At 66.4% G+C, this 24,628-nt stretch carries 29 protein-coding genes and 1 pseudogene; 14 read left to right on the top strand and 16 right to left on the bottom strand.

Going from position 1 to position 24,628, the window contains the following annotated elements; genetic code table 11:
* Window positions 1-124 precede the first annotated feature (124 nt).
* From ACZK2G_RS12820 to ACZK2G_RS12805, 4 genes are read right to left on the bottom strand one after another with little or no spacing between them, the layout of a single operon-like run.
* Entirely contained in the window at window positions 125-562 is a 438-nt protein-coding gene (locus tag ACZK2G_RS12820; RefSeq protein ID WP_136637872.1) for a DUF2894 domain-containing protein, read from the bottom strand.
* Complete coding sequence (locus ACZK2G_RS12815; RefSeq protein WP_478473525.1) at window positions 492-1,130, bottom strand: OmpA family protein; 639 nt, start codon at window positions 1,128-1,130, stop codon at window positions 492-494. The genes ACZK2G_RS12820 and ACZK2G_RS12815 overlap by 71 nt, the downstream gene beginning before the upstream one ends.
* Window positions 1,127-3,391 carry a DUF802 domain-containing protein gene (locus ACZK2G_RS12810; RefSeq protein WP_478473523.1) on the bottom strand — a complete coding sequence of 755 codons (2,265 nt, stop codon included), beginning with the start codon at window positions 3,389-3,391 and terminating at the stop codon, window positions 1,127-1,129. The genes ACZK2G_RS12815 and ACZK2G_RS12810 overlap by 4 nt, the downstream gene beginning before the upstream one ends.
* Window positions 3,392-3,401: 10 nt before the next feature.
* Window positions 3,402-4,055, bottom strand: coding sequence for a DUF3348 family protein (locus tag ACZK2G_RS12805; protein ID WP_046986178.1), 654 nt, complete (start codon window positions 4,053-4,055; stop codon window positions 3,402-3,404).
* 145 nt (window positions 4,056-4,200) lie between these two features.
* On the opposite strand from ACZK2G_RS12805, the gene ACZK2G_RS12800 reads away from it, so the two are divergent.
* Window positions 4,201-5,121 carry a M14 family metallopeptidase gene (locus tag ACZK2G_RS12800; protein ID WP_046986179.1) on the top strand — a complete coding sequence of 307 codons (921 nt, stop codon included), beginning with the start codon at window positions 4,201-4,203 and terminating at the stop codon, window positions 5,119-5,121.
* Here the strand turns inward: ACZK2G_RS12800 and ACZK2G_RS12795 are convergent.
* The 8 genes from ACZK2G_RS12795 to ACZK2G_RS12760 all read right to left on the bottom strand — a co-directional run bounded on the left by ACZK2G_RS12795 (window position 5,025) and on the right by ACZK2G_RS12760 (window position 11,573).
* On the bottom strand, window positions 5,025-6,833 hold the full coding sequence (locus ACZK2G_RS12795) for a phosphoethanolamine transferase (protein WP_478473522.1): 1,809 nt from the start codon (window positions 6,831-6,833) through the stop codon (window positions 5,025-5,027). The two genes, ACZK2G_RS12800 and ACZK2G_RS12795, sit on opposite strands and share 97 nt — an antisense overlap.
* A gap of 73 nt (window positions 6,834-6,906) precedes the next feature.
* Window positions 6,907-7,293 carry a diacylglycerol kinase gene (locus tag ACZK2G_RS12790; protein ID WP_478473520.1) on the bottom strand — a complete coding sequence of 129 codons (387 nt, stop codon included), beginning with the start codon at window positions 7,291-7,293 and terminating at the stop codon, window positions 6,907-6,909.
* Between the two features lie 58 nt (window positions 7,294-7,351).
* Window positions 7,352-8,593: a sensor histidine kinase gene (locus tag ACZK2G_RS12785; RefSeq protein ID WP_478473519.1), complete on the bottom strand. Its 1,242-nt coding sequence runs from the start codon at window positions 8,591-8,593 to the stop codon at window positions 7,352-7,354.
* Window positions 8,590-9,264, bottom strand: coding sequence for a response regulator transcription factor (locus ACZK2G_RS12780; protein ID WP_142806147.1), 675 nt, complete (start codon window positions 9,262-9,264; stop codon window positions 8,590-8,592). Before ACZK2G_RS12780 ends, ACZK2G_RS12785 begins: the two co-directional genes overlap by 4 nt.
* 72 nt (window positions 9,265-9,336) lie before the next feature.
* On the bottom strand, window positions 9,337-9,963 hold the full coding sequence (locus ACZK2G_RS12775) for a hypothetical protein (protein ID WP_478473517.1): 627 nt from the start codon (window positions 9,961-9,963) through the stop codon (window positions 9,337-9,339).
* 49 nt (window positions 9,964-10,012) lie between these two features.
* Window positions 10,013-10,540, bottom strand: coding sequence for a Cif family virulence factor (locus ACZK2G_RS12770; RefSeq protein WP_478473515.1), 528 nt, complete (start codon window positions 10,538-10,540; stop codon window positions 10,013-10,015).
* 38 nt (window positions 10,541-10,578) lie between these two features.
* Complete coding sequence (locus ACZK2G_RS12765; protein WP_478473514.1) at window positions 10,579-11,004, bottom strand: YbbD-related protein; 426 nt, start codon at window positions 11,002-11,004, stop codon at window positions 10,579-10,581.
* Window positions 11,005-11,063: 59 nt separating this feature from the next.
* Window positions 11,064-11,573 carry a hypothetical protein gene (locus ACZK2G_RS12760; RefSeq protein ID WP_478473512.1) on the bottom strand — a complete coding sequence of 170 codons (510 nt, stop codon included), beginning with the start codon at window positions 11,571-11,573 and terminating at the stop codon, window positions 11,064-11,066.
* A 265-nt stretch (window positions 11,574-11,838) separates the two neighbouring features.
* Here ACZK2G_RS12760 and ACZK2G_RS12755 point away from each other — a divergent pair, with 265 nt between their 5' ends.
* Complete coding sequence (locus ACZK2G_RS12755; RefSeq protein ID WP_478475587.1) at window positions 11,839-12,144, top strand: hypothetical protein; 306 nt, start codon at window positions 11,839-11,841, stop codon at window positions 12,142-12,144.
* Between the two features lie 155 nt (window positions 12,145-12,299).
* Here ACZK2G_RS12755 and ACZK2G_RS12750 read toward each other — a convergent pair.
* A pseudogene (locus ACZK2G_RS12750) lies at window positions 12,300-12,483 on the bottom strand (alpha/beta fold hydrolase); the annotation flags it as partial.
* A gap of 88 nt (window positions 12,484-12,571) precedes the next feature.
* Here ACZK2G_RS12750 and ACZK2G_RS12745 point away from each other — a divergent pair.
* A complete protein-coding gene (locus ACZK2G_RS12745) occupies window positions 12,572-13,582 on the top strand; it encodes an alpha/beta hydrolase family protein (protein WP_136637886.1) in 1,011 nt (336 codons plus the stop codon).
* 94 nt (window positions 13,583-13,676) lie between these two features.
* Here the strand turns inward: ACZK2G_RS12745 and ACZK2G_RS12740 are convergent, their stop codons facing one another.
* Window positions 13,677-14,051: a hypothetical protein gene (locus ACZK2G_RS12740; protein WP_478473510.1), complete on the bottom strand. Its 375-nt coding sequence runs from the start codon at window positions 14,049-14,051 to the stop codon at window positions 13,677-13,679.
* Window positions 14,052-14,617: 566 nt separating this feature from the next.
* On the opposite strand from ACZK2G_RS12740, the gene moaA reads away from it, so the two are divergent.
* The 11 genes from moaA to ACZK2G_RS12685 all read left to right on the top strand — a co-directional run bounded on the left by moaA (window position 14,618) and on the right by ACZK2G_RS12685 (window position 22,519).
* Window positions 14,618-15,598: a GTP 3',8-cyclase MoaA gene (gene moaA, locus ACZK2G_RS12735; RefSeq protein ID WP_008265266.1), complete on the top strand. Its 981-nt coding sequence runs from the start codon at window positions 14,618-14,620 to the stop codon at window positions 15,596-15,598.
* Window positions 15,599-15,606: 8 nt separating this feature from the next.
* A complete protein-coding gene (gene moaCB / locus ACZK2G_RS12730; protein ID WP_046986189.1) occupies window positions 15,607-16,605 on the top strand; it encodes a bifunctional molybdenum cofactor biosynthesis protein MoaC/MoaB in 999 nt (332 codons plus the stop codon).
* Window positions 16,602-17,855, top strand: a complete 1,254-nt coding sequence (locus ACZK2G_RS12725) for a molybdopterin molybdotransferase MoeA (RefSeq protein ID WP_478473508.1) — start codon at window positions 16,602-16,604, stop codon at window positions 17,853-17,855. The genes moaCB and ACZK2G_RS12725 overlap by 4 nt, the downstream gene beginning before the upstream one ends.
* Window positions 17,855-18,115: a MoaD/ThiS family protein gene (locus ACZK2G_RS12720; protein ID WP_005416856.1), complete on the top strand. Its 261-nt coding sequence runs from the start codon at window positions 17,855-17,857 to the stop codon at window positions 18,113-18,115. The genes ACZK2G_RS12725 and ACZK2G_RS12720 overlap by 1 nt, the downstream gene beginning before the upstream one ends.
* A gap of 3 nt (window positions 18,116-18,118) precedes the next feature.
* Complete coding sequence (locus ACZK2G_RS12715) at window positions 18,119-18,619, top strand: molybdenum cofactor biosynthesis protein MoaE (RefSeq protein ID WP_478473507.1); 501 nt, start codon at window positions 18,119-18,121, stop codon at window positions 18,617-18,619.
* A gap of 33 nt (window positions 18,620-18,652) precedes the next feature.
* Entirely contained in the window at window positions 18,653-19,201 is a 549-nt protein-coding gene (gene mobA / locus ACZK2G_RS12710) for a molybdenum cofactor guanylyltransferase (RefSeq protein ID WP_478473506.1), read from the top strand.
* Window positions 19,198-19,563, top strand: a complete 366-nt coding sequence (locus tag ACZK2G_RS12705) for a hypothetical protein (protein WP_428708755.1) — start codon at window positions 19,198-19,200, stop codon at window positions 19,561-19,563. The genes mobA and ACZK2G_RS12705 overlap by 4 nt, the downstream gene beginning before the upstream one ends.
* A 68-nt stretch (window positions 19,564-19,631) precedes the next feature.
* Window positions 19,632-20,408 carry a helix-turn-helix domain-containing protein gene (locus ACZK2G_RS12700; RefSeq protein WP_428708757.1) on the top strand — a complete coding sequence of 259 codons (777 nt, stop codon included), beginning with the start codon at window positions 19,632-19,634 and terminating at the stop codon, window positions 20,406-20,408.
* 22 nt (window positions 20,409-20,430) lie between these two features.
* Window positions 20,431-21,174 (top strand): molybdate ABC transporter substrate-binding protein, encoded by a 744-nt coding sequence (gene modA, locus ACZK2G_RS12695; protein WP_478473504.1) that lies wholly within the window; start codon window positions 20,431-20,433, stop codon window positions 21,172-21,174.
* Between the two features lie 3 nt (window positions 21,175-21,177).
* Window positions 21,178-21,861, top strand: a complete 684-nt coding sequence (modB, locus tag ACZK2G_RS12690) for a molybdate ABC transporter permease subunit (protein ID WP_253077772.1) — start codon at window positions 21,178-21,180, stop codon at window positions 21,859-21,861.
* Window positions 21,851-22,519, top strand: coding sequence for a sulfate/molybdate ABC transporter ATP-binding protein (locus tag ACZK2G_RS12685; RefSeq protein WP_046986198.1), 669 nt, complete (start codon window positions 21,851-21,853; stop codon window positions 22,517-22,519). Before modB ends, ACZK2G_RS12685 begins: the two co-directional genes overlap by 11 nt.
* A gap of 138 nt (window positions 22,520-22,657) precedes the next feature.
* Here the strand turns inward: ACZK2G_RS12685 and ACZK2G_RS12680 are convergent, their stop codons facing one another.
* Window positions 22,658-24,187, bottom strand: coding sequence for a diflavin oxidoreductase (locus tag ACZK2G_RS12680; protein WP_478473503.1), 1,530 nt, complete (start codon window positions 24,185-24,187; stop codon window positions 22,658-22,660).
* A complete protein-coding gene (locus ACZK2G_RS12675; RefSeq protein ID WP_478473501.1) occupies window positions 24,184-24,612 on the bottom strand; it encodes a PAS domain-containing protein in 429 nt (142 codons plus the stop codon). The genes ACZK2G_RS12680 and ACZK2G_RS12675 overlap by 4 nt, the downstream gene beginning before the upstream one ends.
* Window positions 24,613-24,628: the final 16 nt, after the last annotated feature.

The raw sequence follows: 24,628 nt of genomic DNA, 5'->3' as shown, positions 1-24,628 counted from the left end.
TGCGCGGCGTCGAACAGACGCTGCGCTGCTCTGTCGCAGGAGCGCCAACCAAGGTTGGCATCTACCGGGGCAGGTCAGGCTTGTCGGGTCAGGAGCGCCGAACGAGGTCGGCATCAATGTGCGATCAACCCGTGTTGCGCGGCTTGCGCGTGCGCTTTGGCTTTGCAGTATCACCGCCGCTGGCGGCGCCATCCTGCAGCGCCTGCAGCCAAGACAGGGTGTCCACGTAGTCGATGAAGTGGCGCAGGTAACCTGGGCTGGTCGACTGCATCGTGTCCAGCATGCGTTGCACCAGCACCGCCGAGTTCAACGGGCCGCCATCGGCCGGGGCCTCGGTGCGCAGCGAACGGCGTACCTGCAGTTCGCTGCGCAGCTCCGACCACTCGCGCTGCACCTGCTGCAGCATCGGCACCTGCGGGTAATGCGGCAGCGAACGCGATTCCGCATCGAGATCGCGCACCAGCGCGCGCAGCGCATCCAATGCTGGCGGCTTACTTGGCATCCGCGGCCTTGGGCTTGGGAATCGGTGCGATTTCCACGCGGCGGTTGCGCGCGCGGCCATCTTCGCTGGCATTGGAGCTGACCGGTTGCTCGCTGCCGAAGGCAGCGGCGAATACGGCGTCGGCCGGTACGCCGTCGGCGATCAGGGTGCGGGTCACCGTCAGCGAGCGCTGCGCGGACAGCTCCCAGTTGTCGGCGAAGCGGCGGTTGCCTTCCCGCACCGGTGCGTCATCGGTGAAACCGCTGACCATCAGGATCTCTTCGCGCGTGCCGAGATAGGCCGCCAGCGGCGCGGCCAGGCTGCGCAGCAGTTCCTGGCCTTCCGGCTGCAGCTGGTCGGAGTTCAGCGCGAACAGCACGCTGCCGCTGATGCCGATGCGGCCATTCACCAGCGTCACCCGGCCGGCGGCGAGCGGGCCAGCCAGCGCCTGCTCCAGCGTCTGCAGGCGCTTGGCTTCGGCCTGGCGCTGCTTGACCTCCTGGTCCAGGCGCTGCGACAACTCCAGCTGCACGGCGACCACGCCGACCAGGATCAACACGAACGCGCCCAGCAGCACCGACATCAGATCGCCGAATGCCGCCCAGATCGGGGCGTGTGAGCCGCCGTCGACCTCCAGCTCGTCGCTCATGCGCTGCCGGCCTTGCCGCGGCGCGCGGCCAGCTGCTGCAGTTCTTCCATCACCTGTTTCTGCGACAGCAGGCTGAGGTCGACCACCTCGCGCGCCTGTGCCACGTAGTACGCCAGCTGCTCATCGCTGCGCGCCAGCGAGGCATCCAGCGCACCGCGAATCTGCTCCAGGCGTCCGGAGAGCTCTGCCGAAGCGGTGCCGAACTGCTCGACGGCAGCGCCGAAGGTGCCGGCGAGCTGGCCTACTTCACCGGCACTGCCATTGAGCAACGTGGCGATGCCATCGAGCTTGCCGGTCTCGGCCGCGATATGGTCGCTGAAACGGTTACCGACGCGTTCAAGCAGTTCGGCCGAGCCTCCGACCAGTGCATCCACAGCGGTGCGCTGCTCGTGCGAGGCGTGGTTGATCGCGTCCAGCAGGGTCTGCACGGTGGCCAGCAGGTGGCCGCGTTCTTCCAGCATCTTGTTGTCGCGCACCAGGCTTTCGGACAGGGTGCTGCGCAGTTCGTTGATGACCTCGGCGGCTGCTTTCGGTGCCTCGGCCGCAGTCTGCAGCAGGGTGGACACTTCGGCCAGCGTGGCGCTGGCCTGGGCACGGCCGTTCTCGCCGATCTGCTGCGCGGTCTGTGCCAACGTGTCGCAGACCTGCTGCTGCTGTTCGGCAAGGCGCTGGCCATTGGCCTGCAGGCGCTCGGCCAGATCGGTCGAAACGCTCTGCAACGCATCGCTCCAGCGCTGCAGGCGCTGTTCGTCGCCTGCCAGCAGCTGGGCCTGCAACGCCGCGTGCGCCTGCTGCAGCTCGGTACTTACCGCGTCCCAACGCAGCTGGCGCTGCTGTTCACGTGCATCCAGGCCCGCCTGCAGTTCGGCATGCGCCGTGGCGGTGGCGGCCTGTGCGGCCTGCCAATCCTGCAGGCGCTGTTGTTCGTGTTCCTGCAGCAGCGACTGGCCGGCGGCGTGGCGCTCATCCAGTGCCTGCAGCAGGGCCTGCGCACGGTCATCCAGGTGGCTGCTGGCATGCTGCAGCGCCTGCTGCTGGCGCTCGACCAGTTCACTGTTCAATGCATGCTGCTGTTCGGCAGCAGCGCGCCAGGCCTCGGCGTTGCTGCTGGCATCGGCCTGCAGGCGCTCGCCGATGCGTGCCACCAGGGCTTCACCCTGCGTGCTCTGGCCTTCGCTGAAGAACTGCAGATGCTGGCGCAGTTCGGCAACCAGCGCCTGCTGCGCGCCGGTCTGCTCGGCCACTACCTTGGCCCAGCTCGCTTCGGTCGCCAGGCGGCTGCGCTCGAAGCCCTCGGCCAGACCATTCAACTGCTGCTGCACGGCCTGTTCGACACGCGAATGCAGCGCCTGGCCGTGGCTGGCCAGACCGGCCAAGGTGGTTTCGGCCATCGGTTGCAGCGCGCCACCAATGGCCGCAGCACTGGCTTCGGCCCCCTCGCGCAGCGACTGCTGCAGCGAGGTGGCCAGGCGTTCCTGCAACGCCTGGCTCTGCGTCAGGAACTCGGCCTGACCGGCCAGCAGGCGCTCATTGGCGGCCGCGCTGTGCTGTTCGAAGGTGCTGGTCATCGCCTGCAGGCGATCGATCAGCGTAGGCAGCGCCGCAGACTGCGACTGCAGCAGGCGCAGTGACTCGGCACGCTGCCAGGCCTGCGAATACGGATGCAGGTCAGTGGCGATGGCGCGGTCCAGCTGCTGCACCACCTGCAGGCGGTCGCGGCGCAGCAGTGCCGACAGCAGGCCCAGCATGGCCGAGCTGGCCACGCCGGCGATGGACGTGCCGAAGGCCACCGCCAGCCCCTGCACCGGCGAGGCCAGCGAGCCGCGGATGGCCGCCATGTCGGTGGCGCTCTGCAGCGCCAGGCCGGTGCCGCGCAGGGTGTCCATCATGCCCAGCAGCGTGCCGAGCATGCCCAGCAGCACCAGCAGGCCTACCAGATAGGGCGTCAGCACCGGCGAGGGCAGGGCGGTGCGTTCGCCTTCCACGCGCAGGCGCACGGCATTGCGCAGGCCCATCGGCACGCGCTCCAGCCAGGGGGCAAGGCTTTCCTTCGCGCTGGACAGGTCACTCAGTGCGCTGCGCAGGTCGTTGCTGGCCTGGCGGTAGCGGTACAGCTCCACGCCACCGGCGATGTAACAGGCCGCGATGATTGCCGCCACCGCTGCACCCAGCGGATGCACCGAAACGTAGCCAATGCCGATCCAGCACACGGCCAGCAGGCCGACAAGGAAAACAACGACATGGAAAGCAGTTCTGGACATGGTGTTCCGGTCAGTGGGAGCGCAGGGCGTCTTGCAGCCCTTCGATCGGGTGGAAGCGCAGCTGCAGCTCGGCAAGCAGCAGGGTGCGCATGTCATGGCGGAAGGCCGCGCGCCAGCCGGGCTGGCCGTGCACGCGTTCAAAACGGGCGCCGAGCACCGCCGGCGCGGTGGCCAGCAGGCTGTGCTCGCGCGGGGTGAGGGTCTGTTCCATCACCGCATCGACCTCGGCCAGTCGCGCCAGCTCAGGCGAAACCTGCACGAGTTGGTCGCGCAGGCGCCCACGCAGGCCCCCGGTGGCGGTCTGGATTGCCTGCTGCAGCACCCGGTAGCGCTGGCGCAGCGAGGCAAAGTTGGGCGCAGCGGCAGCTTCGGCCAGGTCCAGCAGACGCTCGGCCTCGGCATCCTCACTGATCGAGGCCAGCAGGCTGGCGTGGGCCTGGGCGCAGTCGGCCAGTACATCCTCGACTGCTTCGGCGGCCTCGCCGGGCTCGGGCAGGCGTCCGCCCAGCGCTCCGGACAGGGCCACGGCACGGCTCCAGTCCACCCACTGGCCGAGGCGATCGGTCAGGGCGGGACTGCTGGCCGGCATCGCGCCGTCGCTGAGACGGGCGAGCAGGCGGAGGAATTCCGGTCCACCCAGGACCGGCTGCGCTGCTTTCGCCATCAAGGGGTGAGGGGCCAAAAACCGTTGATTTTACAGCCAGATGACCCGGCCTGGATGAAGGCGGGGCGGGGGGAGGGAACCCGCAGGCGCGACAAGGCTTAGAATGACCGGCTGCACCCTTTCCGTTCGACCCTTGGAGTACCCAATGACTGTTGCGCAGTTCTACCCGATCGGCACCCCCGGACAGCCCTGGGGCGACGCGGAACGCGCACAGTGGCGGGCCCGCCAGCAGCGTCAGCGCAGCTACCACGACGACGTGGTGGCCGCCCTTGAGCGCCTGGACGACAGCTTCGACGTGATCCAGTACGGCCAACTCGACTACGCCCCGGACCATTACCCGCTGTTCGCCGTGGTCAACCACAACTGGAATCCGGCGCTGCCGACCGCGCTGATCACCGGCGGCGTGCATGGCTACGAGACCAGCGGCGTGCATGGCGCCCTGCAGTTCCTGGAACAGCAGGCCGAGCGTTACCTGGGCCGGCTGAACCTGATCGTGGCGCCGTGCGTCAGCCCGTGGGGCTACGAGCGCATCCAGCGCTGGAATCCGGATGCGATCGACCCGAACCGCAGCTTCCGTGACGGCGGCCAGATCGAGGAAGCCGCCGCGCTGATGCGCTGGGTGGCCGAGCGCAAGCCGAACCTGCTGGTGCACCTGGACCTGCACGAGACCACCGACAGCGACCTGCACGAGTTCGATCCGGCGCGCTGTGCCCGCGACGGCAAGTCGTTTGAGCGCGACACCATTCCGGATGGCTTCTACGTGATCGGCAACAGTGAAGATCCGCAGGCCGAGTTCCAGAAGGCGCTGATCGCTGCCGTCGCCCCGGTCACCCACATCGCCCCGGCCGACGCCGAAGGCAACCTGGTTGGCCTGCCGCTGCAGTCGCCGGGCGTGGTCTGGGGCGAGTCGCGCTCGATCGGCGCCTGCGCCGGTTTCACCGACGCACGCTTTGCCACCACCACCGAGGTCTACCCGGACAGCCCGCGCACCAACCCGCAGGAATGCAATGACGCCCAGGTGGCGGCGGTGTGCGCGGGTCTGGATTTCGCTCTGGCGGCGCAGTAACGCGCTACGTTCCGGGCAGCGACCGGCATCAGCCGGCGCTGCCTTGCTGGCGAGGGGCTCACAGCCGGCGAAGCCGACGCGCGGCAACCGGCGAACGCATCCAGATCGCGCTGGTAGACTGTGCTGTTGACCCCGAACAGGCCCAGCAGTGAGTGGAAGACGTTGTCGTGGCTGTGCGCCCGGTGCAGGGCATTCTCGCGCAGGCAGGCCAGGTCCAGGCCTGCGTTGCGGCTGAATTCCGGTGAGAACCACATCACCATAGGCACCTGGGTCTGCTCACGCGGTGCGATGAAGTACGGTGTGCCGTGCAGGTACATCCCGCGTTCGCCCAGCGACTCTCCATGGTCGGACACATAGATCAGTGCGACATCACGCTGGTCCGCATAGCCTTGCAGCAGGTCGATGGCCTTGCCCAGCATGTGGTCGGTATGGACCAGGGTGTTGTCGTAGGTGTTGACCAGCGCCTCGTTGCTGCAACGCTGGATCTGGTTGCTGTCGCAGGTCGGGCTGAAGGCGCGTGACGTGGCGGGATAGCGTTCGAAGTAGGTCGGGCCGTGGCTGCCCAGCTGGTGCAGCACGACCAGGGCGTCACCGTTCAGGGCGTCAATGCGGGTACCGAGCTGATGCAGCAGCACTTCGTCATAGCAGGTGTCGTCGGCGTTGACACACTGGCCGGGCACCTTCAGCGCGGGCATGTCCTCGGTCAGGACGCGTTCGCACACGCCCTTGCAACCACCATTGTTGTTGTTGCGCCAGAGCACGCCGATGCCGGTGCGCTGCAGGATGTCGAGCACGTTCTCCTCGGTCGCTGCGCGTACATTGTCGTACTGGCTGCGGGTCATCTGCGAGAACATGCACGGCAGCGAGATCGCCGTTGCGGTTCCGCATGAGGAGACGTCACTGAAGCTGATGACGCCTTCCTTGCGCGAGAGCCGGGGATTGGTCGCGCGTGGGTAGCCGTTGAGCTGGAAATTCTGCGCGCGCGCGGTCTCGCCGACGACCATGATCACCAGTTTCGGGCGCGGGCCCGGTATACGCCGTGCGTCCACGCCGATCGGGCGCAAGGGTTGCTGGCGGGTGCTGTATAGGCTTTTCAGGTAGCCGTGGGTGTGGCGCACAACGTTCAACGGCAGCACCTGGTCGCGGATGTAGCGGTTGTTGCGCAGCAGCGAGGAGTAGTCCTTGTAGAACGCGAAGCCGACTGCCAGCAGTACCAGCAATGACGCCAGAACGCTGGCCGGCCACACCAGCAGCGAACGTATCGAGCCCGCCCCGCTGGCGGTGCGCATCAGGACCAGCCCGGTAGCGGGCAGCACGCCCAGCGCCAGCAGCGTGAGCAGTAGCGGCAGCGAGATGTAGGCGTTCAGTTCGGCCTGGTTGGTCTCGAACACGTTCTGCACCATGCTGCGGTCGATCAGTACGTTGTAGTGCAGCATGAAATAGCTGCAGGCGGCGCTGACGACGACGAGCAGCACCAGCAGCGGCCTGCGCAGGAACGGAAGTGCCAGCAGTGGTGTCAGCATCAGGTTGAACAGGCAGAACAGCACCACCGGCAGGCTGGTCAGGAACAACGCGCTGCGCAGGCTGTTGAGGTCGATCAGCCCCCACAGCGTCTTCCAGAGGGCGATGTTTCCAATCGTGGTGAAGAACAGTGCGGCGGCCCAGACCAGAACGATCGGATGGGGCCGTGGAAAACGGAGGCATTGACGCACGAGCAGGTTCCGCGGAACGGGAGTGCGCGCAGTATCGAAACGGCTTTATCAGGAAGTTGTCAGGATTGCCGGACTAGCCCAGCAGGATCACGCCCCACACCGCACCGACCATCAACAACGCGGTGGTCTGCGCGGCGCTGCCCATGTCCTTGGCGTTCTTGGACAGCGGGTGCTGCTCCAGCGAGATGCGATCAACCACGGCCTCAATCGCGGAATTCAGCAGTTCCACCAGCAGGCTGATGAAACAGACCGCCAGCACCAGCGCCCGCTCGACCGCGCTGATGTCCAGCACGAACGCGGCCGCCATCAGCAGCGCGTGCAGCAGCAACAACTGGCGGAATGCAGCCTCGCCGCGAAAGGTGGCGATGAAGCCATCGCGCGAATGGATGAGGGTGTGGAAGACGCGGCTCAGTCCGGTCTTGCCGTGCGGGTACTTGCCGCTGTCCTTGGGGTGCTGCATGCCGTATCCAGAGCGGGGGAGCAACCCGGAGCATGTGCAGCCCGATGTCAGGAATCCGTCAGATGCGGGGGCGGGGCCAGCGTAGAGTGAACCGGCACCCCTGCTCGGAGGATTCCACGGTCATCGTCCAACCCAGGTGCTCGACGATGCGCTGCACGATCGACAGCCCCAGTCCTTCGCCACTGTGCAGGCTGCCGGACAGAAAGCGCTGGAACTGCTGTGGGTCGATACTGGACGGCAGGCCCGGCCCAGTGTCGGCGATGATGAGCGCGGTGTCGTGGAGGGTGACCCGTACTTCGCCCCGATCGGTGTACTGGCAGGCATTGCGCAGCAGGTTCCAGATCACGCTGTGGACTAGATCCTGATTGGCGTGCAGCGTGGCCTCCGGGCCGCGATCAAGGCTGATGCCGACCGGCTTGCCGGTGAGCCAGGGCTGGCAACGCTCGATGCAGGATTCGATCAACGGGCGCAGGGCCACCTCATTGCGCGGCACGGTGCCGGGGGCGCGCGAGAGCAGCAGCAGGCAGGACAGCTGGCGCTGCATCTCCTGGGTGGTGCGCAGGATGCGCTCGGCACTGGGAACCAGGTGGCTGTCGGCCGGAAGCTGGCAGGCGAGCGTCTCTGCGGCGCCTCCGATGATGGCCAGCGGCGTGCGCAGTTCGTGGCTGGCATCTCCACTGAAGCACTGTTCGCGATGCAGGAACCGTTCGAGCTCGTCACTGTGCCGGGCGAAGGCGCGGGCGAGTACACCGATCTCGTCGCGCGCGTCCTGGTAGGGAAAGGGCTTCTGGCCATCCTGCACCGCGTCCGCCAAGCGCGTGATGGGCGCGATGACGTGCGTCGCCACCTTGCGACCGATCAGGAAGGCGCCGAGCACGCAGATCGAGATGACCAGCGCCGCAAAGGCATTGATCAGATGTTCCAGGTAGCCATAGGGGGCAGCGTCCTGCAGCAGGTAGTAACGTCGGCCGCCACCGTCGAACACACGCAGGTGCCACTCGTTGGGTGCTGCTTCGCCGTGGTAGCCGAGGCCATACTGGCGCAGCACCACAGGTGCGCCGTGGTCATCGTACAGTGCGCTGCCGGAGGGCAGGTCGGGACGTCGACCACGGGCCAGTTCGTCCTGCAGGCGGCGTACTTCGCTGTTCTGGGTGCGTGCGACGACGGTGGCCCGCACCTGGTCGTAGTCCACCTGTTCGGCCAGAACGATGAAACCCATGGCACCGGCCATCAGCAGCACGAACGAAATCGTGATGCGGGTACGTAGGGTCAGGCGGCGGTAGAGGGCGGCGGGGCTCACGCCTGCATACGCCAGCCGACGCTGTGCACGGTGGTGATCAGCGCGGTGTCGAAGCTGCGGTCCACCTGCAGGCGCAGCTCATGGATGTGTGTTCGCAGCGCGCCGCTGTCCGGTGGCTCGTCGCCCCAGACCAGGTATTCCATCTCCTGCTTGCGCACCACGGCGGGCGCCGCACGCACCAGGCACATCAGCAGCTTGTGCGACGTGGGCGTCAGCGCAATGCAGCGGCCTTGTCGCCAGGCCTGTGGCGAGCGCGTGTCCACCTGCAGGTCCTTCCACGCCAGCACGCTCTGGACCTGGCGACCCTGTGCGCGACGCACCAGAGCCTTGATCCGCGCATCCAGTTCCATCAGCGAGAACGGTTTGACCAGGTAGTCATCCGCGCCCAGGGCCAAGCCCTGCACGCGGTCTTCGACCGGATCGCGTGCGGTCAGCATCAGGATCGGTACCGGGTTCTGGAACTCCTGGCGCAGCTTCTGGCACAGCGTCATGCCGTCCAGCCGCGGCAACATCAGGTCCAACAGGATGGCGTCGTAGTCGTGCTGCGTGGCCCGGCGCAGTCCGCTGGCGCCGTCGCGGGCGTCGTCCAGTACGTATCCCAGCGGTTCAAAGAAGGCATACAGATTGGCAACCAGCTCGGGGTTGTCTTCGATGATGAGCAGGCGGGTCATGGGGCAGGGCATCCTTGCGCGAGGCCGGGCGGTGGAGGTTCCGCCCGGACTACGGAAACGGGTGGGGCATGCTCAACAGCCCTGGCGCTGTGCCTGGATGGCCTGATCAAGCGCATCCAGATCGTCGGTCGGTGACGCCAGCCACGCCGGGTACGCGTCGGTCTCGACCAGATCGCTGGAGCGCAGTACGTCATCGAAGGCGGGATTGTCCTTCTCAGGATGGCGCAGCAGGCCGGACATCAACCCACAGATGCGGTGCGCGGCCTGGAAGGCCGCCTGCAGCGATCCGGCCGGCTCGGTGACCGTGTTGAGGAAGGCCGCATAGGCCGGCCCATCGAAGACGAAGTCCTCGCGCTGCTGGAAGGCATCGCCGTTGAGGTTGGCTTCGCCGGAGACGTGCCGGGAGAATCCCCACGACCAGATGTCGAGGAAGCGCAGGTTGTCGAGCATCTCGCGTGCCTCGTCGCTCAGCGGCACCGCACCCGACAGGGCGTGTTCCAAGGTCACCGCTGCGAACGGTTCGGTACCCTGGTGGGCGAGGAAATCACTCAGGCAGCGCAGCGCGCCCGGGTGGTCCGGGTCCAGCTGCAACGCGCGGTAGATCACGCGTGCGCCTTCCACGTGGCGGCCCTGGGCGATGAAGATGTTGAGCGCGTGGTGGGCGAGCTGGTCGGCGGTGAGATCGGCAATGCGGGTCATCGGGTTTGGCTGGCGTGGACGAACGGTGTGCACAAGTCTGCCAGATCACTCATCCGGCCGGGCTGCGTGAATCGCGCATGGAGTAGATCACCGAGAAGATTTTCCAACCCCGCTCGGTTCGGACCAGCTGCCACATTTCCTTCCCCCAGTTCGTCTTCATGCCATCGTCGTGGAAACTGTAGTCAAACGACACCGAGGCCACATCACCATCGGTCTCAATCTTCGTGTTGGAGAATTTCTCCTCCGTCGGTTTCGGCGAGGCAACGACGCCGTCGATCAGTGCAATGAAGTTGTTGGAGGGAATTTGCCGTGCCTTGATCGCATCGGGCTTGGTCCTGCGGATGTCCTGCAGGCGCACGTCCTCGGAAACGACCTGCCAGCCGATGTCTTCCGCCTTGTTCGAGAAGAACAGGCCCATGTAGGTCGGCTTGTCCTTGTTGATCAACGAGGTGCGGAAAGATTCGACGACCTGTTCGATGGCCTTGACGTCGGCGGGTGCTTTCTGTACGGCGTAGGCCGGTAGGCATGCAGGGAGGAAAAGGGCAAGGGCGGCGAAGCGTGCATGTGCGATGGACATCGGCGAATCCTGATGGGAAGAATGGCTGCGCAAGCGCATCAGCGCGGGTACGCCCGCCAGAAAAGCACGCGGTCTTCGTATCTGCTCACCGCCACGAAAACCGATTTTCCGAGATCTGGCGTGCAGCGAAAGATCCTGTATGACACGTTGAGTGTCCCCTCACCCGGCCACCAGTCTCGATCGAATGCAACGGGATCGCTGTCGCCGAATGCGGTCGCTTGGCAATCGGCAGGCAACTTCAGGGGCACCACACCGGGCTTGGTGAACGCCAGCGCGCTGGTGTTTGAATCCAAATCGTGCACCTCATGCAGGTCGGTCGCTTCGTGAGGCACCCAGTCGGGAATCCATCCCTTGTTCACCATGTCGGCGTCGATGGCCTGCTGCAGGGTGTCGAACGAACTGTCCATCACCAGTCCGCAGGCGATGAGCGTCGTGCAGACCGTCAATAGAAGGATGGATCGCATCCTGGTCCAGATGGCGAGTGAAAACATATTTCTTGCGGTCCGGTGGAATGCTGTCCGGTCTATCGGGTCAAGGCATCGAACAGGCGATTGCGGTCCGCATCGCTCATCGACCAGCTCTGTCCGAGCGGGGCCATGCGCACGGATTCGATCCGGCCGCAGCCCCGGTATTGCCAGGTTTCCGAGCCATCGGGCTGGGCTGCGACGTCGATGCCCTCCAGGCGCGCGCACTGCAGCCGGGCGAGCGCCATCGGTGCGAAGTGCAGCATGTAGTGCTGCACCCGGTCGGCCGGCATTGCCGTGCCCGCGGAAAGCGGAGGAGCCGGGCCATATTCGGCGAGCAGGCCCTTGCTGTTGGCATAGGCCTCGGCGGCCCGCGACTGCGCCGTGTCCAGCGTCGACAGCCAGTGCTTGCGGCCCTGCTGCAACTGCAGTTCCAGGCCGGGCAGTGTCTTCTGGCAGCGCGCCTCAATGGCCCGTGTCTGCACGAAGTCCTGGCTGCGATCACCAGGGGGTGCGGTGGGTGTCGCCGCCGTTGCAACTGCGGTCGTCGCAAGGGCCACGCAAGCCATGATCAGTCCAGTTCCTGCTCCGCTGCGCATCCATGCACTCCGTGAAGAGATTGTCGGCGCACGCTAGCACGGAGGCCTGGGCCGGAACAGTGCGGCTTCAATGGTGTCAGCACGTTGACGTTGACGTTGGGCGCGGCGTGCATGGATGATTGGTGGCTGTGGCGCAAGGAGGCAGCCGTCCAGGATGATGCGGGAGCTGGGTGCCCCCCTGTCGGCGGGTTGCCCCGTTGCGCTGCCTCTCACACCGGGAAACCGCGGCAAGCCCATGCGTATCCATCGACCTTTCATTTTCTTCGCATGCTTGGCCATGGCGGCGCTGGCGATCCTGTTGGGCGTACTGGTGCTTATCTATGGTCTGGGCCCGACCAGTACGCGGTGTGGAAGGCTCTGTGGAATGGGATTTGCCATCAGCCAGTACTTCGGTTGGCGGGCCTACGAAGTGGCTTCTGCGATGACGATGTTTGGTGGTGCATTGCTGGCCGGGCATACCGCCCTGACAGAAGGTCTGGGCGCGCAACCCGCCGCGAAGCGGGGGCGCAGGCGGCGCCGGAAGAAAAAGTCGCGGTCCTGATAATCCGTCCTGTGGCTATCGGGATGTGCGGGCTGCCTCTGCGATGGAGCGCGTCGATGATCAGCCCGGTGGCAATCGCCACGGGCAGACATTTGGTATCGGGTTGCTGGCCCCAAGGAACTGCTTGCGTGAACGCATTGCCGGGAAGAACAGCGCTCTGCAGCGAGCTGGGTCGCAGTCAGCAGCGCAACCGGCACGTCCGGCATCGTGCGCGGGGTCTCCGCACCGGGTGCATCCAGGTGTCCGGTCAGCACCGCGTAGTCGGCGGCCATCACCGGCGGCAGCTGCCTGCACGCGTGCACTGTCGGCCTGCTTGAACGCGTGGCGCTGTCCCATCGTGGTATGCATGGATACGTTCTGCACTTGTGGCCTGGCAACCCAGTGTGCAATTTGCGGGAATGTTCCATAAGCAGATCAGGGGGAAGACATGCAGTTGATCCTGGCGGTGGCTCTGGCTGTGCTGGCAATGCCGGCTGCTGCGCTGGAGGCGGCAACGCCTGCGCAGTTCGATAGCCATGTGGTACATGACCCGGCCCTGGGTGACATTGGCTGGCACATCGACAACCTCAACCCGGAGGAAAAGGGACCGCTCGTGGTATGGCTGCCAGGCTCAGGTGCCTTCCCGCACTTCCAGCGTTTCAGCGACGGCAGCCAGGGAACCAGTTTTCCCCGCGATCTCTTCGCATTTCGCGACCGCGCGCACTTCCTGCTGGTGGACAAGCCCGGGATCCCGTTCTCTGCTGATATGCGGCTGGACGAGGCAACAGGAAGACCTGTGCAGCTGGATGGGCCCATCTATCGAGCGGGGCTTGCGCGCGACAATCTGATCGCGCGCACGGTGAAGGCCATTGCAGCCGCACGCCGCACGCTGGGGGCCAGGGTCGATCAGGTCGTGATCATGGGCGGATCCGAGGGAGCGCAGTATGTCTTTGCTGTGGCAGGCCAGGCACACGCGGACAAGGCCATGGGATGGGGCGGACTGGCCTTGCCGCAGTACCACGACTTCATCATCGAGCAACGGCTGCGTGCCGAACGGGGCGAGATCACCCGCGCCGAAGCGCAGGCCGCCGTCGAGGAGGTCTTCGCGGCCATCAAGGCTATCCATGCCAATCCGCTCGGCCTGGAGCAACAGTTCATGGGCGAGACCAACCGGCGCTGGTCCGGGTTCGGTGCGCATGCCGTGGTGGACGACATGCTGGCACTGAAGATTCCGCTGCTGTTGGTGCAGGGCGGTGACGATGACAAGGCCCCAATCATCAACACCGATTTTGCGATGGTGGCGTTCCTGTCCCGTGGTCGTAGCAACCTTGACTACTGGGTCTATCCGGAGGCCGACCACGGGATGCGGGTGACTGATCCCGCGCGTCCGGGCAAGCGCATCTCGATCGCACCGGAGATTTGGACACGTGTCTGGGCGTGGGTGACGAAGCAGCCCTGAGCGGGTGATGGTGGCGGCTCCCTCACGGACAGTAGATGAACGGGGGACGAGGCAGCCTGACACTTCTGCCCGTCGACCGGCGCGTCGCACGACGTCACACGTCCACCTGCAGCCGCCCCACCGCCTGCGTGCACAACGACTGGCTGGCCAGTACCAACCCCTCCATCACCCGGTCGCCCACGTACTCTTCCGGTTCGCCGTTCTGGCGGGTGCGTTCGGCCGCCAGCAGCATTTCCAGCACCACCCGCAATCCATTCAACGCACAATCGGCATCGGCCAGGGCCAGGCAGCGCCCGGGCAGCTGGTGACGCTCCGGCCAGGGTTGCCCGTCAGCCGCCGCACCGGAGCCGATACGGTTGAGGTTGGCAATGAAGGTGTTCCTGTCCACTGCGGGCGCAGTCTGTGGCGAACCGTCGTCGTGGGCGGTGCTGCGGTAGGCGTGCAAGTGCGAGAAGTCCGATTCGTTCATGGCAAGGCTCCGTACAGGGCAATCGGTAGCCGCCACCCAAAAAAGTGGCGGACGGTACGTGGTTCGAACACCGGGTTGATGTCAGTCCGGCGGGCCCGAAAGCCCCCACGCACCGCCCGCCATAGCCGGCAGACGGATTGCCAGCCGGCGCCACGGTAAGGTGGCGCCGGCTGGCAAGCGCATACATCAACATCAACTCGGGTGTTCGAAGCCCGGCCACCCTTTTCCGGTGGCACGCCATCTGAGCCCCTGGCGCTGTGCAATGCCAATCAGAAGAGTTGCAAACATCACTCGATTGGAGACGCTTTCGGCATTCTCCCACGCTGTTAAGCACTGCCAGCGCTGGCTGGCGTGGTGATCCGCCCGCACCGTGCAATCTGCGACAGGTGTCGAGTTCGTCACCGTGAACGCGAGGGGCAGGGAGGGTCTATTACGACAGGTGGTGCCAATTCAGGTTGGGCACTTCCCGGGTTGACGCTTTCACCGCCCCAGCGCACTCTGCGCTCTGGGGTCGACAACCCGTTCAGGGGGAAGGCTGCAGGGTGGTATCAGGAGGTGGAACAGCCATGAGCCAACTCACCGACGGTTTCGGACGCAGCTTTCCGTACCTGCGCCTGTCGTTGACTGAAGCCTGCAACTTCCGTTGCAGTTACTGCCTGCCCGACGGCTACCAGGCCGATGGCCGCCCGCGCTTCCTGCAGGTGGATGAAATCGCGCGCCTGGTGCGCGCGTTCGCCGCGCTGGGCATGAGCAAGATCCGCCTGACTGGTGGCGAACCCAGCCTGCGCAAGGACCTGGACGAGATCATCGCCACCGTGGCGGCGGTACCGGGCATCCGCAAGGTGGCCATCACCACCAACGGCACGCTGCTGCCGCGTCGCCTGCCGGGTTGGCACCGGGCCGGCCTGACCGCGCTGAACGTGAGCATGGACAGCCTGCAGCGCGAACGCTTCAGGACCATCACCGGGCATGACCGCCTGCCGGAGATCGAACAGGGCCTGGCCCTGGCGCAGGCGTTGGGCCTGCCGGCGATCAAGCTCAACGCGGTGCTGCTGCGCGGCTTGAATGACGACGAGCTGCCGCAGTGGATGGATTACCTGCGCGACCGTCCCTTCAGCGTGCGCTTCATCGAACTGATGCGCACCGGCGACAACGAAGCCTATTTCCAGCGCCACCACCTGCGCGCCGACGTGGTGATCGAGCAGCTGCTCGCCGCTGGCTGGCACGAGCGTCCGCGCGCGGCCGATGCCGGCCCGGCGCGTGAGTTCGGTCACCCCGACCATCGCGGCAGCATCGGCATCATCGCCCCGTATTCGCGTGACTTCTGCAAGGGCTGCAACCGCCTGCGGGTGACCGCCAAGGGCGACCTGCGGCTGTGCCTGTTCGGCGAGTTCGGCGTGCCGCTGCGCCCGCTGCTGCAGAGCGACGATGACCACGACGCCCTGCTGGCACGCATCACCACACAGCTTGGCCTGAAAGCGGCCGGGCATGGACTGCACCAGGGCCAGACCGGGCTGACCCCGCACCTGGCCTCCATCGGAGGATGAGCAACACGATGAGTGGGGAATTGAATGCGGCCTTCCATATGGCCGATGTCCGCGACAAGCGCATCACCCGCCGCCGCGCGGTGGCGGTGGGCGAGCTGCATGCCGGGCCGGTGGCCTATCCGCTGATCGTCGAGCGCCGCCTGCCCAAGGGCGATGCGCTGGTGATGGCCGAGATTGCCGGCCTGCAGGGCGCCAAGATGGCCTCGATGCTGATGCCGCTGTGCCACCCGCTGCCGCTGGAACTGGTGCAGGTGTTCTGCGCGCCGGTGCCGGAGCGGCAGGCGATTCGCGTGTGGTGCGAGTGCGCCAGCGAGGCGCGCACCGGCGTGGAGATGGAGGCACTGGCTGGCGTCAACGCGGCGCTGCTGACCCTGTACGACCTGAGCAAGCCGGTGGAACCCGCGCTGCGCATCGAAGGCATCCGCCTGCTGTTCAAGGAAGGTGGCAAGCGCGGCGTGTGGCTGCACCCGGACGGCATGGATGATGCCGAGCGCGCGCGCTTCAAGCCGCGTGCGCCGAAGGGCCTGGAGGGCGCGGCCTGCGCGGTGATCACGCTGAGCGATCGCGCCAGCGACGGCACCTACGAAAATATCTCTGGCCCGACCCTGGTTGCCGGCGTGAAAAAGCTGGGCGGTGAGGTCGTGGCCGCCGAGGTGTTGCCCGATGGCATCGAGCCGTTGGCGGGCCGCCTGCAGGCCTTGGCTGCCGAAGGCGTGCGCCTGTGCCTGTGCACCGGTGGTACCGGGTTGGGCCCGCGTGACCTGACCCCGGAGGCGCTGCGTTCCTTGAACGCGCGGCCGGTGCATGGCCTGGCGCAGATGGTGCGGGCACTGAGCGCACAGCACACGCCGATGGCCTGGCTGAGCCGCGCCGAAGTAGTGCAGCTGGGCGGCATGCTGGTGTTCGCACTGCCGGGCAGCCCGAAGGCAGCGGCGCAGTGTCTGGATATTCTGGCGCCGGTCCTGGGTCACGCCCTGGCCATGGTCGATGGTGGTGGTCACGCATGATTACCTACAGCGAGGGCTTGCAGCACCTGCTGGACGCGGCCACGCCGCTGTCGGCCGAGCACCTGCCGCTGCATGAGGCCGGCGGACGCACCCTGGCCAGTGACATCATCAGTGGGCAGTCGCTGCCGCCGTTCGACAATTCGGCAATGGACGGCTTCTCGCTGCGTGCCAACGGCGCGACGTTCGAAGCCGGTACCGAATTCGCGGTGCAGGGTTGGCAGGCGGCCGGCGATGCTGGCGCCGAAGGCGGCGAGGGTGCCTGGGAAATCATGACCGGTGCGCGCATGCCGGTTGGGCTGGATACGGTGGTGCCGGTCGAGAACGTGGACATCCTCGCCAGCGAGGATGGACGCCCGACCCGCATCGCCTTGAAGGGCACGGTGAAGCCGGGCCAGAACGTGCGCCTGCGCGGCCAGGATGTGAGCGACGGGGAACGTGTGCTGCAGGCCGGGCAGGTGCTGGACATCAATGCGCGCACCCTGCTGCATGCCATCGGCGTGGGCCAGGTGGCGGTGGTGGCGCGGCCGAAGGCGGCGGTGATCGCCACCGGCAAGGAGCTGGTGACCGAGGCGGCGCAGACGCTGGAATCCGGCCAGATCCGTGACAGCAACCGGCCGTATCTGGTGGGTCGCCTGCAGGCCGCCGGTGCCGAAGTGGTCTGGCAGGGCACCGTGGGCGATGACGTGGCCGCGTTCAATGCGGTGCTGGATGATGCGCTGGCTGCCGGCGCGCAGCTGCTGATCAGCACCGGCGCGGTGTCGGCCGGCCGCTACGATTTCGTTCCCGATGCACTGCGTGGCCGTGGTGCGCGCATCGTCTTCCACAAGGTGGCGATCCGCCCGGGCAAGCCGCTGCTGTTCGCGGTGCTGCCCAATGGCGCGCTGTATTTCGGCCTGCCTGGCAACCCGGTCTCGGCCGCCGTGGGCCAGCGCTTCTTCGTGGAGCCGGTGCTGCGCCGCCTGCTGGGACTGGCACCGGAAGCCGTGTTGCAGCTGCCACTGCGGGCCGACGTGCGCAAGCCGCCGGGCCTGCGCTTCCACGCGCGGGCGCGGGTGGAAGTGGACGGTCAGGGGCGCCTGAGTGCGCGCGTGCTGTCCGGGCAGGAGTCGTTCCGTTTGATGTCCATGCTGCAGGCCAACGCCTGGGTGGTGCTGGAGGCCGAGGGCGACCTGGCCACCGCTGGCACGCCGGTGCGGGTACAGGGCTGGGGTCACCATGACCCGGTGCAGCTGGCGAGCCAGGAGTCATGATGAAACAGGTGAATCTGCAGTTGTTTGGCGCGTTTTCCGATCTGGATGCCAGCCGCGAGATCGCGGTGGAGGTGGCCGGTGGCACCGTGGCCGACCTGCGCCAGGCGCTGCGCGAGCTGCTGCCGCTGCGCTGGCCAGGTTTCCGCGCGGGCCTGCTGGACTACTCGGCATTTGCCGACCAGCAACGCGTGCTGCGTGACCACGAGGCGCTGCCCGACGATGGCCGGGTGGCGATCCTGCCGCCGGTGAGCGGGGGCTGAGCGATGAGCGAGAAGATCATCGCCAAGGTGGTGGACCGCGCGCAGGCGGCGATCGATCCGGCCGAGGGCATCGCGGCGGTGTCCGATCCGGGGTTCGGTGGCATCGATGTGTTCATCGGCAAGGTGCGTGATGTCAATATCGGTCGGCCGGTGAACGGGATCACCTACGACCTGTTCGAACCGTTGGTGCTGAACGAGTTCACGCGCTTGGCTGCCGAGGTCGAGGCCACGTTTGGTCCGAAGCTGAAGCTGTATGTGGCCCACGCCAAGGGCCGCCTGGGTATCGGCGATGTGGCGGTGGTGGTGGCGGCGGGCAGCCCGCACAGAGACGAAGCGTTCCGTGCCTGCCGCCAGTTGATCGAGGTGGTGAAGCACCAGTGCCCGATCTGGAAGCAGGAGCATTATGAGGACGGCGACAGCGAGTGGAGCGAGGGTTGCAGCCTCTGCCATGCGGAGAGCGAGCCCGCACATGCCCATGACCATGCGCACGACCACCACCATTGAGTCCGCTGCAGCCACGCATGGCGTGGCTCTACCATGAATGGAACCATCAACGGCATCGTGCTGGCCGGTGGCCTGTCCAGCCGGATGGGGCGCGACAAGGCGTTGCTGCCCTGGCAGGGCAGCACCCTGCTGGAACACATGCAGGGCCTGTTGAAGCAGGTCGGCGCGCGTGAGGTCTGGGTCAGCGGCAACTATCCGGCCTTCGGCGGCATCCCTGATCGTGTGCCCCAATGCGGCCCACTGGGCGGGCTCTACAGTGTCGCGATGCAGATGCCTGACGGGCCGGCATGGGTGGTGCCGGTGGACACGCCACGATTGAACGCCGCACTGCTGCAGCGGCTGTGCCTGGCAGAAGACACCGCTTGCGCGGTGTTTGCCGACGAACCATTGCCGATGCGGTTGCAGATCGATGATCATTGCCGCCGCGCGCTGCAGGAGCTGATTGAAGATCCGACGGCGCGTCGTTCGCTGCGCTCTCTGCAGGAACGCCTGGGCGTGACCCGGTTGCCACTGGCGCCAGGGGATCAGGCGTTGCTGCTCAATTGCAACACCCCGTCGGAGTGGGAGTCCATCACACCATGAAGGTCCAGCTGCAACAGCAATCGATGCGCCTGCGCGTGGATGAAGAAGAGCTGGCGCGACTGCTGGCCGGTGAGTCGGTGGAGAACCTGACCCGGTTTGGCGGTAGCGGTGGCTGGGGCGTAGCGCTTTCTCTGCACGCCGGTGATCAGGCCGTGCTGCTTGATGGCGGCACGTTCTGCCGGTTGGTATTGCCACGCGAAGCGGTTGCAGCATTGGCGGGGCGGCTGCCCTGCCGTGATGGCCTGGGCTTCGGTATCGCATTGGACGACGAAAGCATGTTGCAGCTGCAGTTCGACGTGGACGTGCGCGACAGCATGCGCCAGCGTGGCCCGCAGCGGCGTTCGGAGCCTGCGTCGGAGTAGGCGCCGGTTGCGCAGGGCCGGCTGGCACGCTGTCGTATGATGGACGCCTTCGTTCCTGCGTCGCCGCAATGCCCCTGAATCCTTCTGCTCCCTCTCCGCCGCGACCGGCCACGCCCAATCCTGCGGCGGCCGATGACGGTGATGCGCTGCATTTCTGCAGCACCTGCGCGTTCTCCGATGCCTGCATCTCGCAGGGCTACGACAAGACCGCGCTGGGCGAGCTGCATGTGCTGGTCGATCACGTGGGACCGTTCCAGGCCGGTGACTACCTGTTCCGTGCCGGCGATCCGTTCGACTCGATCGCAGCAGTGCGTGCCGGCATGGTCAAGACCTTTGTCGATGACAGCCAGGGCAACGAGCAGGTGCTGGGCTTCAGCCTGCCCGGTGAAGTGATCGGGCTCAATGCCATCCATGGTGCGCGCTTTCCCTGCAATGCAGTGGCGCTGGACACGGTCTATCTGTGCCGCATCTCCTTCCCGCGATTGAGCCTGCTGGCCACCCGCATGCCGGGGTTGCAGGCGCGGCTGTTCAGCCTGCTCAGTGCCGAGATCGGCAAGGTCGCGACGCTGGCCGCCAACCATCGCACCGAGGAGCGCATGGCGGCGTTCCTGCTGGATCTTTCCGAGCGCTATGCACGGCGCGGATTCTCCGCCACCCGTTTCAATCTGAGCATGGCCCGTACCGAGATCGCCAACTACCTGCGGATGGCGCCGGAGACGGTGAGCCGGGTGCTGCGCCGGTTGAGCGACGAGGGTGTGATTGCGGTGAACCAACGTGAGATGCTGTTGCTGCAACCCGAGCGGCTGGCGGAACTGGCCTTGACCCGGGAATCCGGACTGGACTGATCAGACAACCAAGGGGCCGACCATGAAGCGAACGGGGCTGTTGTTGCTGGGAATGCTGGCTGCAGTACCGGCCTGGGCGGCCGACCTGACGGTGTCGGCGGCGTCGAGCCTGACCGAGAGCTTCCGTGAACTAGGCGCGGCCTACGAGAAGGCGAACCCGGGCACCAAGGTCGATTTCAACTTCGCTGCGTCTGGCGTACTGCTGCAGCAGATCAGCCGCGGTGCACCGGTGGATGTATTCGCCTCGGCCGATGAAACCACGATGGACCAGGCGCAGCAGCAGGGTCTGCTCGCCGCCGGGACCCGCCAGGTGTTCGCGGTGAACGCGCTTTGGGTGGTGGTGCCACCGCAGGCCAAGGCGGCGCCGCGCACCCTCAAGGACCTGGCCGGTGCCGCCGTGCAACGCATCGCACTGGGCAACCCGGACAGTGTGCCGGTCGGGCGCTATGCCAAGGGCGCGCTGGAGGCGGCGGGCCTGTGGCCGTCGGTTCAGGGCAAGACCATCACCACGCAGAACGTACGCCAGTCGCTGGACTACGTGGCGCGCGGTGAAGTGGATGCCGGCTTCGTCTATGCCACCGATGCGCAGGCGATGCCTGACCGGGTGCGCCGTGCCTTCGCGGTGCCGGTGGCGGGGCGCATCGCCTATCCGCTGGCGGTGACCAGGGCCAGCGCGCAGCCGGCCGAGGCCAAACGATTCGCCACCTTCGTTCGTTCGACGCAGGGCCAGGCGATCCTGGCCAGGCACGGGTTCGGCAAGCCCTGAGGCATGGATCTCGACTGGAGCGCGCTCGGGTTGTCGCTGAAGGTGGCCGGCTGGGCCACCGCGATCAATCTGGTGCTGGGCGTTGGTCTGGGCGCGCTGCTGGCGCGTCGGCGCTTTCCCGGTCGCGAGCTTCTTGATTCGGTGTTGACCCTGCCGATGGTGCTGCCGCCGACCGTGCTGGGTTACTACCTGCTGGTGCTGATCGGCCGTAATGGGCCAATCGGTGCATGGCTGCAGTCGTGGTTCGGCATCAACCTGGTGTTCACCTGGCAGGCTGCAGTGATCGCCGCCGCAGTGGCCTCGCTGCCGCTGGTGTTCAAGCCGGCACGTGCGGCGTTCGAGGAAGTGGACGGACAACTGGAGCAGGCCGCGCGCACGCTCGGGGTATCCGAAGCGGCGGTGTTCTTCCGCATCACGCTGCCACTGGCCTGGCGTGGCATCCTCGCCGGCCTGCTGCTGGCATTCGCGCGCGCGATGGGTGAGTTCGGCGCCACGCTGATGGTGGCCGGCAGCATTCCGGGCCGCACGCAGACGCTGTCGATCGCCATCTACGAGGCGGTGCAGGCTGGGCAGGATGGCAAGGCCAATGTGCTGGTGATCCTGACCTCGGTGGTCTGCATCGTGATCCTGCTGCTGGCCGCACGGCTGGTGGGCGGGGGGCGCCGGGAGTTGCGTGATGTGGCTTGACCTGCAGGTGCGGCGCCGTCTGCAGGCGGCCGGCCAGGATTTCGTGTTGGACGTATCGCTGCAGTGCACGCAGCGGCAGGTGGTGCTGTTCGGCCCCTCGGGCGCCGGCAAGAGCCTGACCCTGAAGGCGGTGGCCGGGCTGCTGCGGCCGGGGCAGGGCCATGTGCGCCTGCAGGGACAGACCCTGTTCGATGCGGCCACCGGCGTGGATCTGCCGCCGCAGCGCCGCCGGTTGGGTTATGTCTTCCAGGATTACGCGTTGTTCCCGCACCTGAGCGTGCGCCAGAACGTGGCGTTCGGATTGCAGAAGGGGTGGTTGAATCCGCGGACTGGCCAGCGCTTCGATGCGGTGGAGCAGTGGTTGCACGCATTCCGCATCGATACGGTGGGCGATCTGCTGCCCTCGCAGGTATCCGGTGGACAGCGCCAGCGTACCGCGCTTGCACGCGCCTTGGTGACGCAGCCGCAGGCACTGCTGCTCGATGAGCCGTTCTCCGCGCTGGACCATGATCTTCGCCAGCACCTGCGGCAGGAACTTGAGACGGTACTGGACAAAACCGGCATTCCGCTGCTGCTGATCAGCCACGATCCCCAGGATGTGGCCATGTTCGGCCAGCAGGTAGCGCGCGTGGTGGACGGCCGTATCGTCGGCGATTGACCCGTGATGGACGCACTGGCGATGGTTGGCTACATCTGATGGTAGTGCCGGCCGCTGACCGGCAAGCATGGAATCCGGAGCAGCCGGCCAGCGGCCGGCTCTATCGAGCCGAGGTCCATGCAGTCCAGTGGTTGTGGATCAATACAACTCACAGTGCGTGCGGCCTTCGCCCCGCAGCGTGTCCCAGTGCCCCTCGCCACCGATCGCATCGATGGCCTCGCGCACCGCACCTTCCAGGTGGCTCTTGTTGCCGCACAGGTACAGATGCCCGCCACGGGCCAGCACATCGCGCACTTCGTCGGCGCGCTGCTGCAGCACATGCTGCACATAGACCTTTTCGGCGCCATCGCGCGAGAACGCGGTATGCAGGCCGGCCAGCACACCGCGCGCGTGCCAGTCCTGCAGCTGTTCGCGGTACAGGTAATCGTGCTGGCTGTGCTTCTCGCCGAACACCAGGTGCACTTCGCGTTCGCAGGCACCGGCCTGCAGCTCCTGCATCAGGCCCATCAACGGTGCGATGCCGGTGCCGGTGCCGACCAGCAGCAGCGGTGCCTCGCCGGTATCGGGCAGGTGGAAGCCAGGGTTGGAACGGCAGTACACACGGGCATGGTCGCCGCCGTGCAGCAGACTGCCGGTGGCAGTGCCGAAGCGCTCGCGACCGCGCAGGGTGTAGCGCACTTCGCGCACGCACAGGCTCAGCTGGTCGTCGCAGGGGTGCGATGCGATCGAATAGGCACGCGGCAGGCGTGGTGACAGCAGTTCGCGAAGGCGGGCCAGCGGAATGCTGTCCGGGGTGGCGTGGTCCTGCAGTACGTCCAGCAGGTCCAGGCCGTGCAGGTAGGCTTCCAGCTCGCGCTTCTGGCTGACCTTCAACAGGCCCTTCAGTACGTCGCTGCCACCGAGCTTGGCCAGTTCGCGCAGCACGCCCTTGCTCAGCAGGCGCAGCTCCCGATCATGCAGCGCGGCCACGGCGGCGGTGTCGCCGTACCAGGTGGCCAATGCCTGCAGCAGGGCAGGGTCGTTCTCGGGAACCACGTGCAGGGTGTCGCCGGCGCGGTAGGCCATGCCACTGCCGGCAATGCCCAGTTGCAGGTGCCAGGCAGCCGGGTCGCTGCTGTTCAAGCGGCGGCGTTCGAGAATCGGGGTGGCAAAGGCGTTATCTTCGCCATAGGCGGTGACCTGCAGGCGCAGGTCCTGGCCAGCGTTCACGTCGCCATCCAGCACCTGGCCCAGCACTGGCTGCCATTGCTGGAAGAACTGTTCGTAGCCCAGGTCGGCATCCACGCGGTGCAGCAGCGGCTGCGCCTGGCGATCGCTCAGCGCGGCATCCAGCGCCTTGGTGAAGCCGCAGAAGCTGGGGTAGCCGGTGTCGCCGAGGCCGAACACCGCATAGCGCAGGCCGCTCAGCGTCGGGGTCTGGCGCAGCGTTTCGAAGAACTGCTCGCCGTTGGCCGGCGGTTCGCCGTCACCGAACGAGCTGGAGATCGCCAGCAGCACATCGCCGTGGCCGAGGCTGGCCACGTCGATATCGTTGAACGGGAGCACCTGCGGCGCGTGCGGCTGCAGGTCCGCGCCCAGGCGCTGGGCCAGGGCGCGGGCATTGCCCGACTCGGACGCGAAACCCACCAGCAGGCGGCTGAAGGGCGTACTGGTCGGGAGAGCGTTCACGCGGCCTCGTAGAAGTCGTCGAACTTTTCCTTGCTGAACTCGACCAGGTCGTAGTTCTGCATCAGGTCGTTCACCACGCGGCGGATGCTGATGTACGAGGTGATGTTGCCGTCGGCGTCGAACAGCGGCTGCACGGTGGTGTCGACCACGTAGAGCACGCCACCCTTGCCAAGGTTGGGCACGATGCCGGTCCAGGTTTTGCCGGCTTTGATGGTGTCCCACATGTCCTTGTAGACCGCCTTGGGCACATCAGGATGGCGCACGATGCTGTGCGGCTGGCCGATAAGTTCCTCGCGCGCGAACCCGGTGAGCGTGCAGAACAGGTCGTTGGCGTAGTTGATGTTGCCCTGCAGGTCGGTGGTGGAGATCACCATGACGTTCTGCATGGCATTCAGCAGCTGGGCGTTGTCGGGGGTGTAGCTCATCGCAGGTCCTTTGGAT

The sequence above is a fragment of the Stenotrophomonas sp. 107298_Sma genome, assembly GCF_056480345.1.
Note: the sequence above shows the minus strand (reverse complement) of the source record. Positions and strands in the feature narration are given on the sequence as shown.

Bases quoted from the DNA above. Each gene is read 5' to 3' on its own strand.
- ACZK2G_RS12820 (WP_136637872.1), bottom strand. From the start codon at position 562: ATGGCCGCGCGCGCAACCGCCGCGTGGAAATCGCACCGATTCCCAAGC.
- ACZK2G_RS12815 (WP_478473525.1), bottom strand. From the start codon at position 1,130: ATGAGCGACGAGCTGGAGGTCGACGGCGGCTCACACGCCCCGATCTGG.
- ACZK2G_RS12810 (WP_478473523.1), bottom strand. From the start codon at position 3,391: ATGTCCAGAACTGCTTTCCATGTCGTTGTTTTCCTTGTCGGCCTGCTG.
- ACZK2G_RS12805 (WP_046986178.1), bottom strand. From the start codon at position 4,055: ATGGCGAAAGCAGCGCAGCCGGTCCTGGGTGGACCGGAATTCCTCCGC.
- ACZK2G_RS12800 (WP_046986179.1), top strand. From the start codon at position 4,201: ATGACTGTTGCGCAGTTCTACCCGATCGGCACCCCCGGACAGCCCTGG.
- ACZK2G_RS12790 (WP_478473520.1), bottom strand. From the start codon at position 7,293: ATGCAGCACCCCAAGGACAGCGGCAAGTACCCGCACGGCAAGACCGGA.
- ACZK2G_RS12780 (WP_142806147.1), bottom strand. From the start codon at position 9,264: ATGACCCGCCTGCTCATCATCGAAGACAACCCCGAGCTGGTTGCCAAT.
- ACZK2G_RS12775 (WP_478473517.1), bottom strand. From the start codon at position 9,963: ATGACCCGCATTGCCGATCTCACCGCCGACCAGCTCGCCCACCACGCG.
- ACZK2G_RS12770 (WP_478473515.1), bottom strand. From the start codon at position 10,540: ATGTCCATCGCACATGCACGCTTCGCCGCCCTTGCCCTTTTCCTCCCT.
- ACZK2G_RS12765 (WP_478473514.1), bottom strand. From the start codon at position 11,004: ATGCGATCCATCCTTCTATTGACGGTCTGCACGACGCTCATCGCCTGC.
- ACZK2G_RS12760 (WP_478473512.1), bottom strand. From the start codon at position 11,573: ATGGCTTGCGTGGCCCTTGCGACGACCGCAGTTGCAACGGCGGCGACA.
- ACZK2G_RS12755 (WP_478475587.1), top strand. From the start codon at position 11,839: ATGCGTATCCATCGACCTTTCATTTTCTTCGCATGCTTGGCCATGGCG.
- ACZK2G_RS12745 (WP_136637886.1), top strand. From the start codon at position 12,572: ATGCAGTTGATCCTGGCGGTGGCTCTGGCTGTGCTGGCAATGCCGGCT.
- ACZK2G_RS12740 (WP_478473510.1), bottom strand. From the start codon at position 14,051: ATGAACGAATCGGACTTCTCGCACTTGCACGCCTACCGCAGCACCGCC.
- moaA (WP_008265266.1), top strand. From the start codon at position 14,618: ATGAGCCAACTCACCGACGGTTTCGGACGCAGCTTTCCGTACCTGCGC.
- moaCB (WP_046986189.1), top strand. From the start codon at position 15,607: ATGAGTGGGGAATTGAATGCGGCCTTCCATATGGCCGATGTCCGCGAC.
- ACZK2G_RS12725 (WP_478473508.1), top strand. From the start codon at position 16,602: ATGATTACCTACAGCGAGGGCTTGCAGCACCTGCTGGACGCGGCCACG.
- ACZK2G_RS12720 (WP_005416856.1), top strand. From the start codon at position 17,855: ATGAAACAGGTGAATCTGCAGTTGTTTGGCGCGTTTTCCGATCTGGAT.
- ACZK2G_RS12715 (WP_478473507.1), top strand. From the start codon at position 18,119: ATGAGCGAGAAGATCATCGCCAAGGTGGTGGACCGCGCGCAGGCGGCG.
- mobA (WP_478473506.1), top strand. From the start codon at position 18,653: ATGAATGGAACCATCAACGGCATCGTGCTGGCCGGTGGCCTGTCCAGC.
- ACZK2G_RS12705 (WP_428708755.1), top strand. From the start codon at position 19,198: ATGAAGGTCCAGCTGCAACAGCAATCGATGCGCCTGCGCGTGGATGAA.
- ACZK2G_RS12700 (WP_428708757.1), top strand. From the start codon at position 19,632: ATGCCCCTGAATCCTTCTGCTCCCTCTCCGCCGCGACCGGCCACGCCC.
- modA (WP_478473504.1), top strand. From the start codon at position 20,431: ATGAAGCGAACGGGGCTGTTGTTGCTGGGAATGCTGGCTGCAGTACCG.
- modB (WP_253077772.1), top strand. From the start codon at position 21,178: ATGGATCTCGACTGGAGCGCGCTCGGGTTGTCGCTGAAGGTGGCCGGC.
- ACZK2G_RS12685 (WP_046986198.1), top strand. From the start codon at position 21,851: ATGTGGCTTGACCTGCAGGTGCGGCGCCGTCTGCAGGCGGCCGGCCAG.
- ACZK2G_RS12675 (WP_478473501.1), bottom strand. From the start codon at position 24,612: ATGAGCTACACCCCCGACAACGCCCAGCTGCTGAATGCCATGCAGAAC.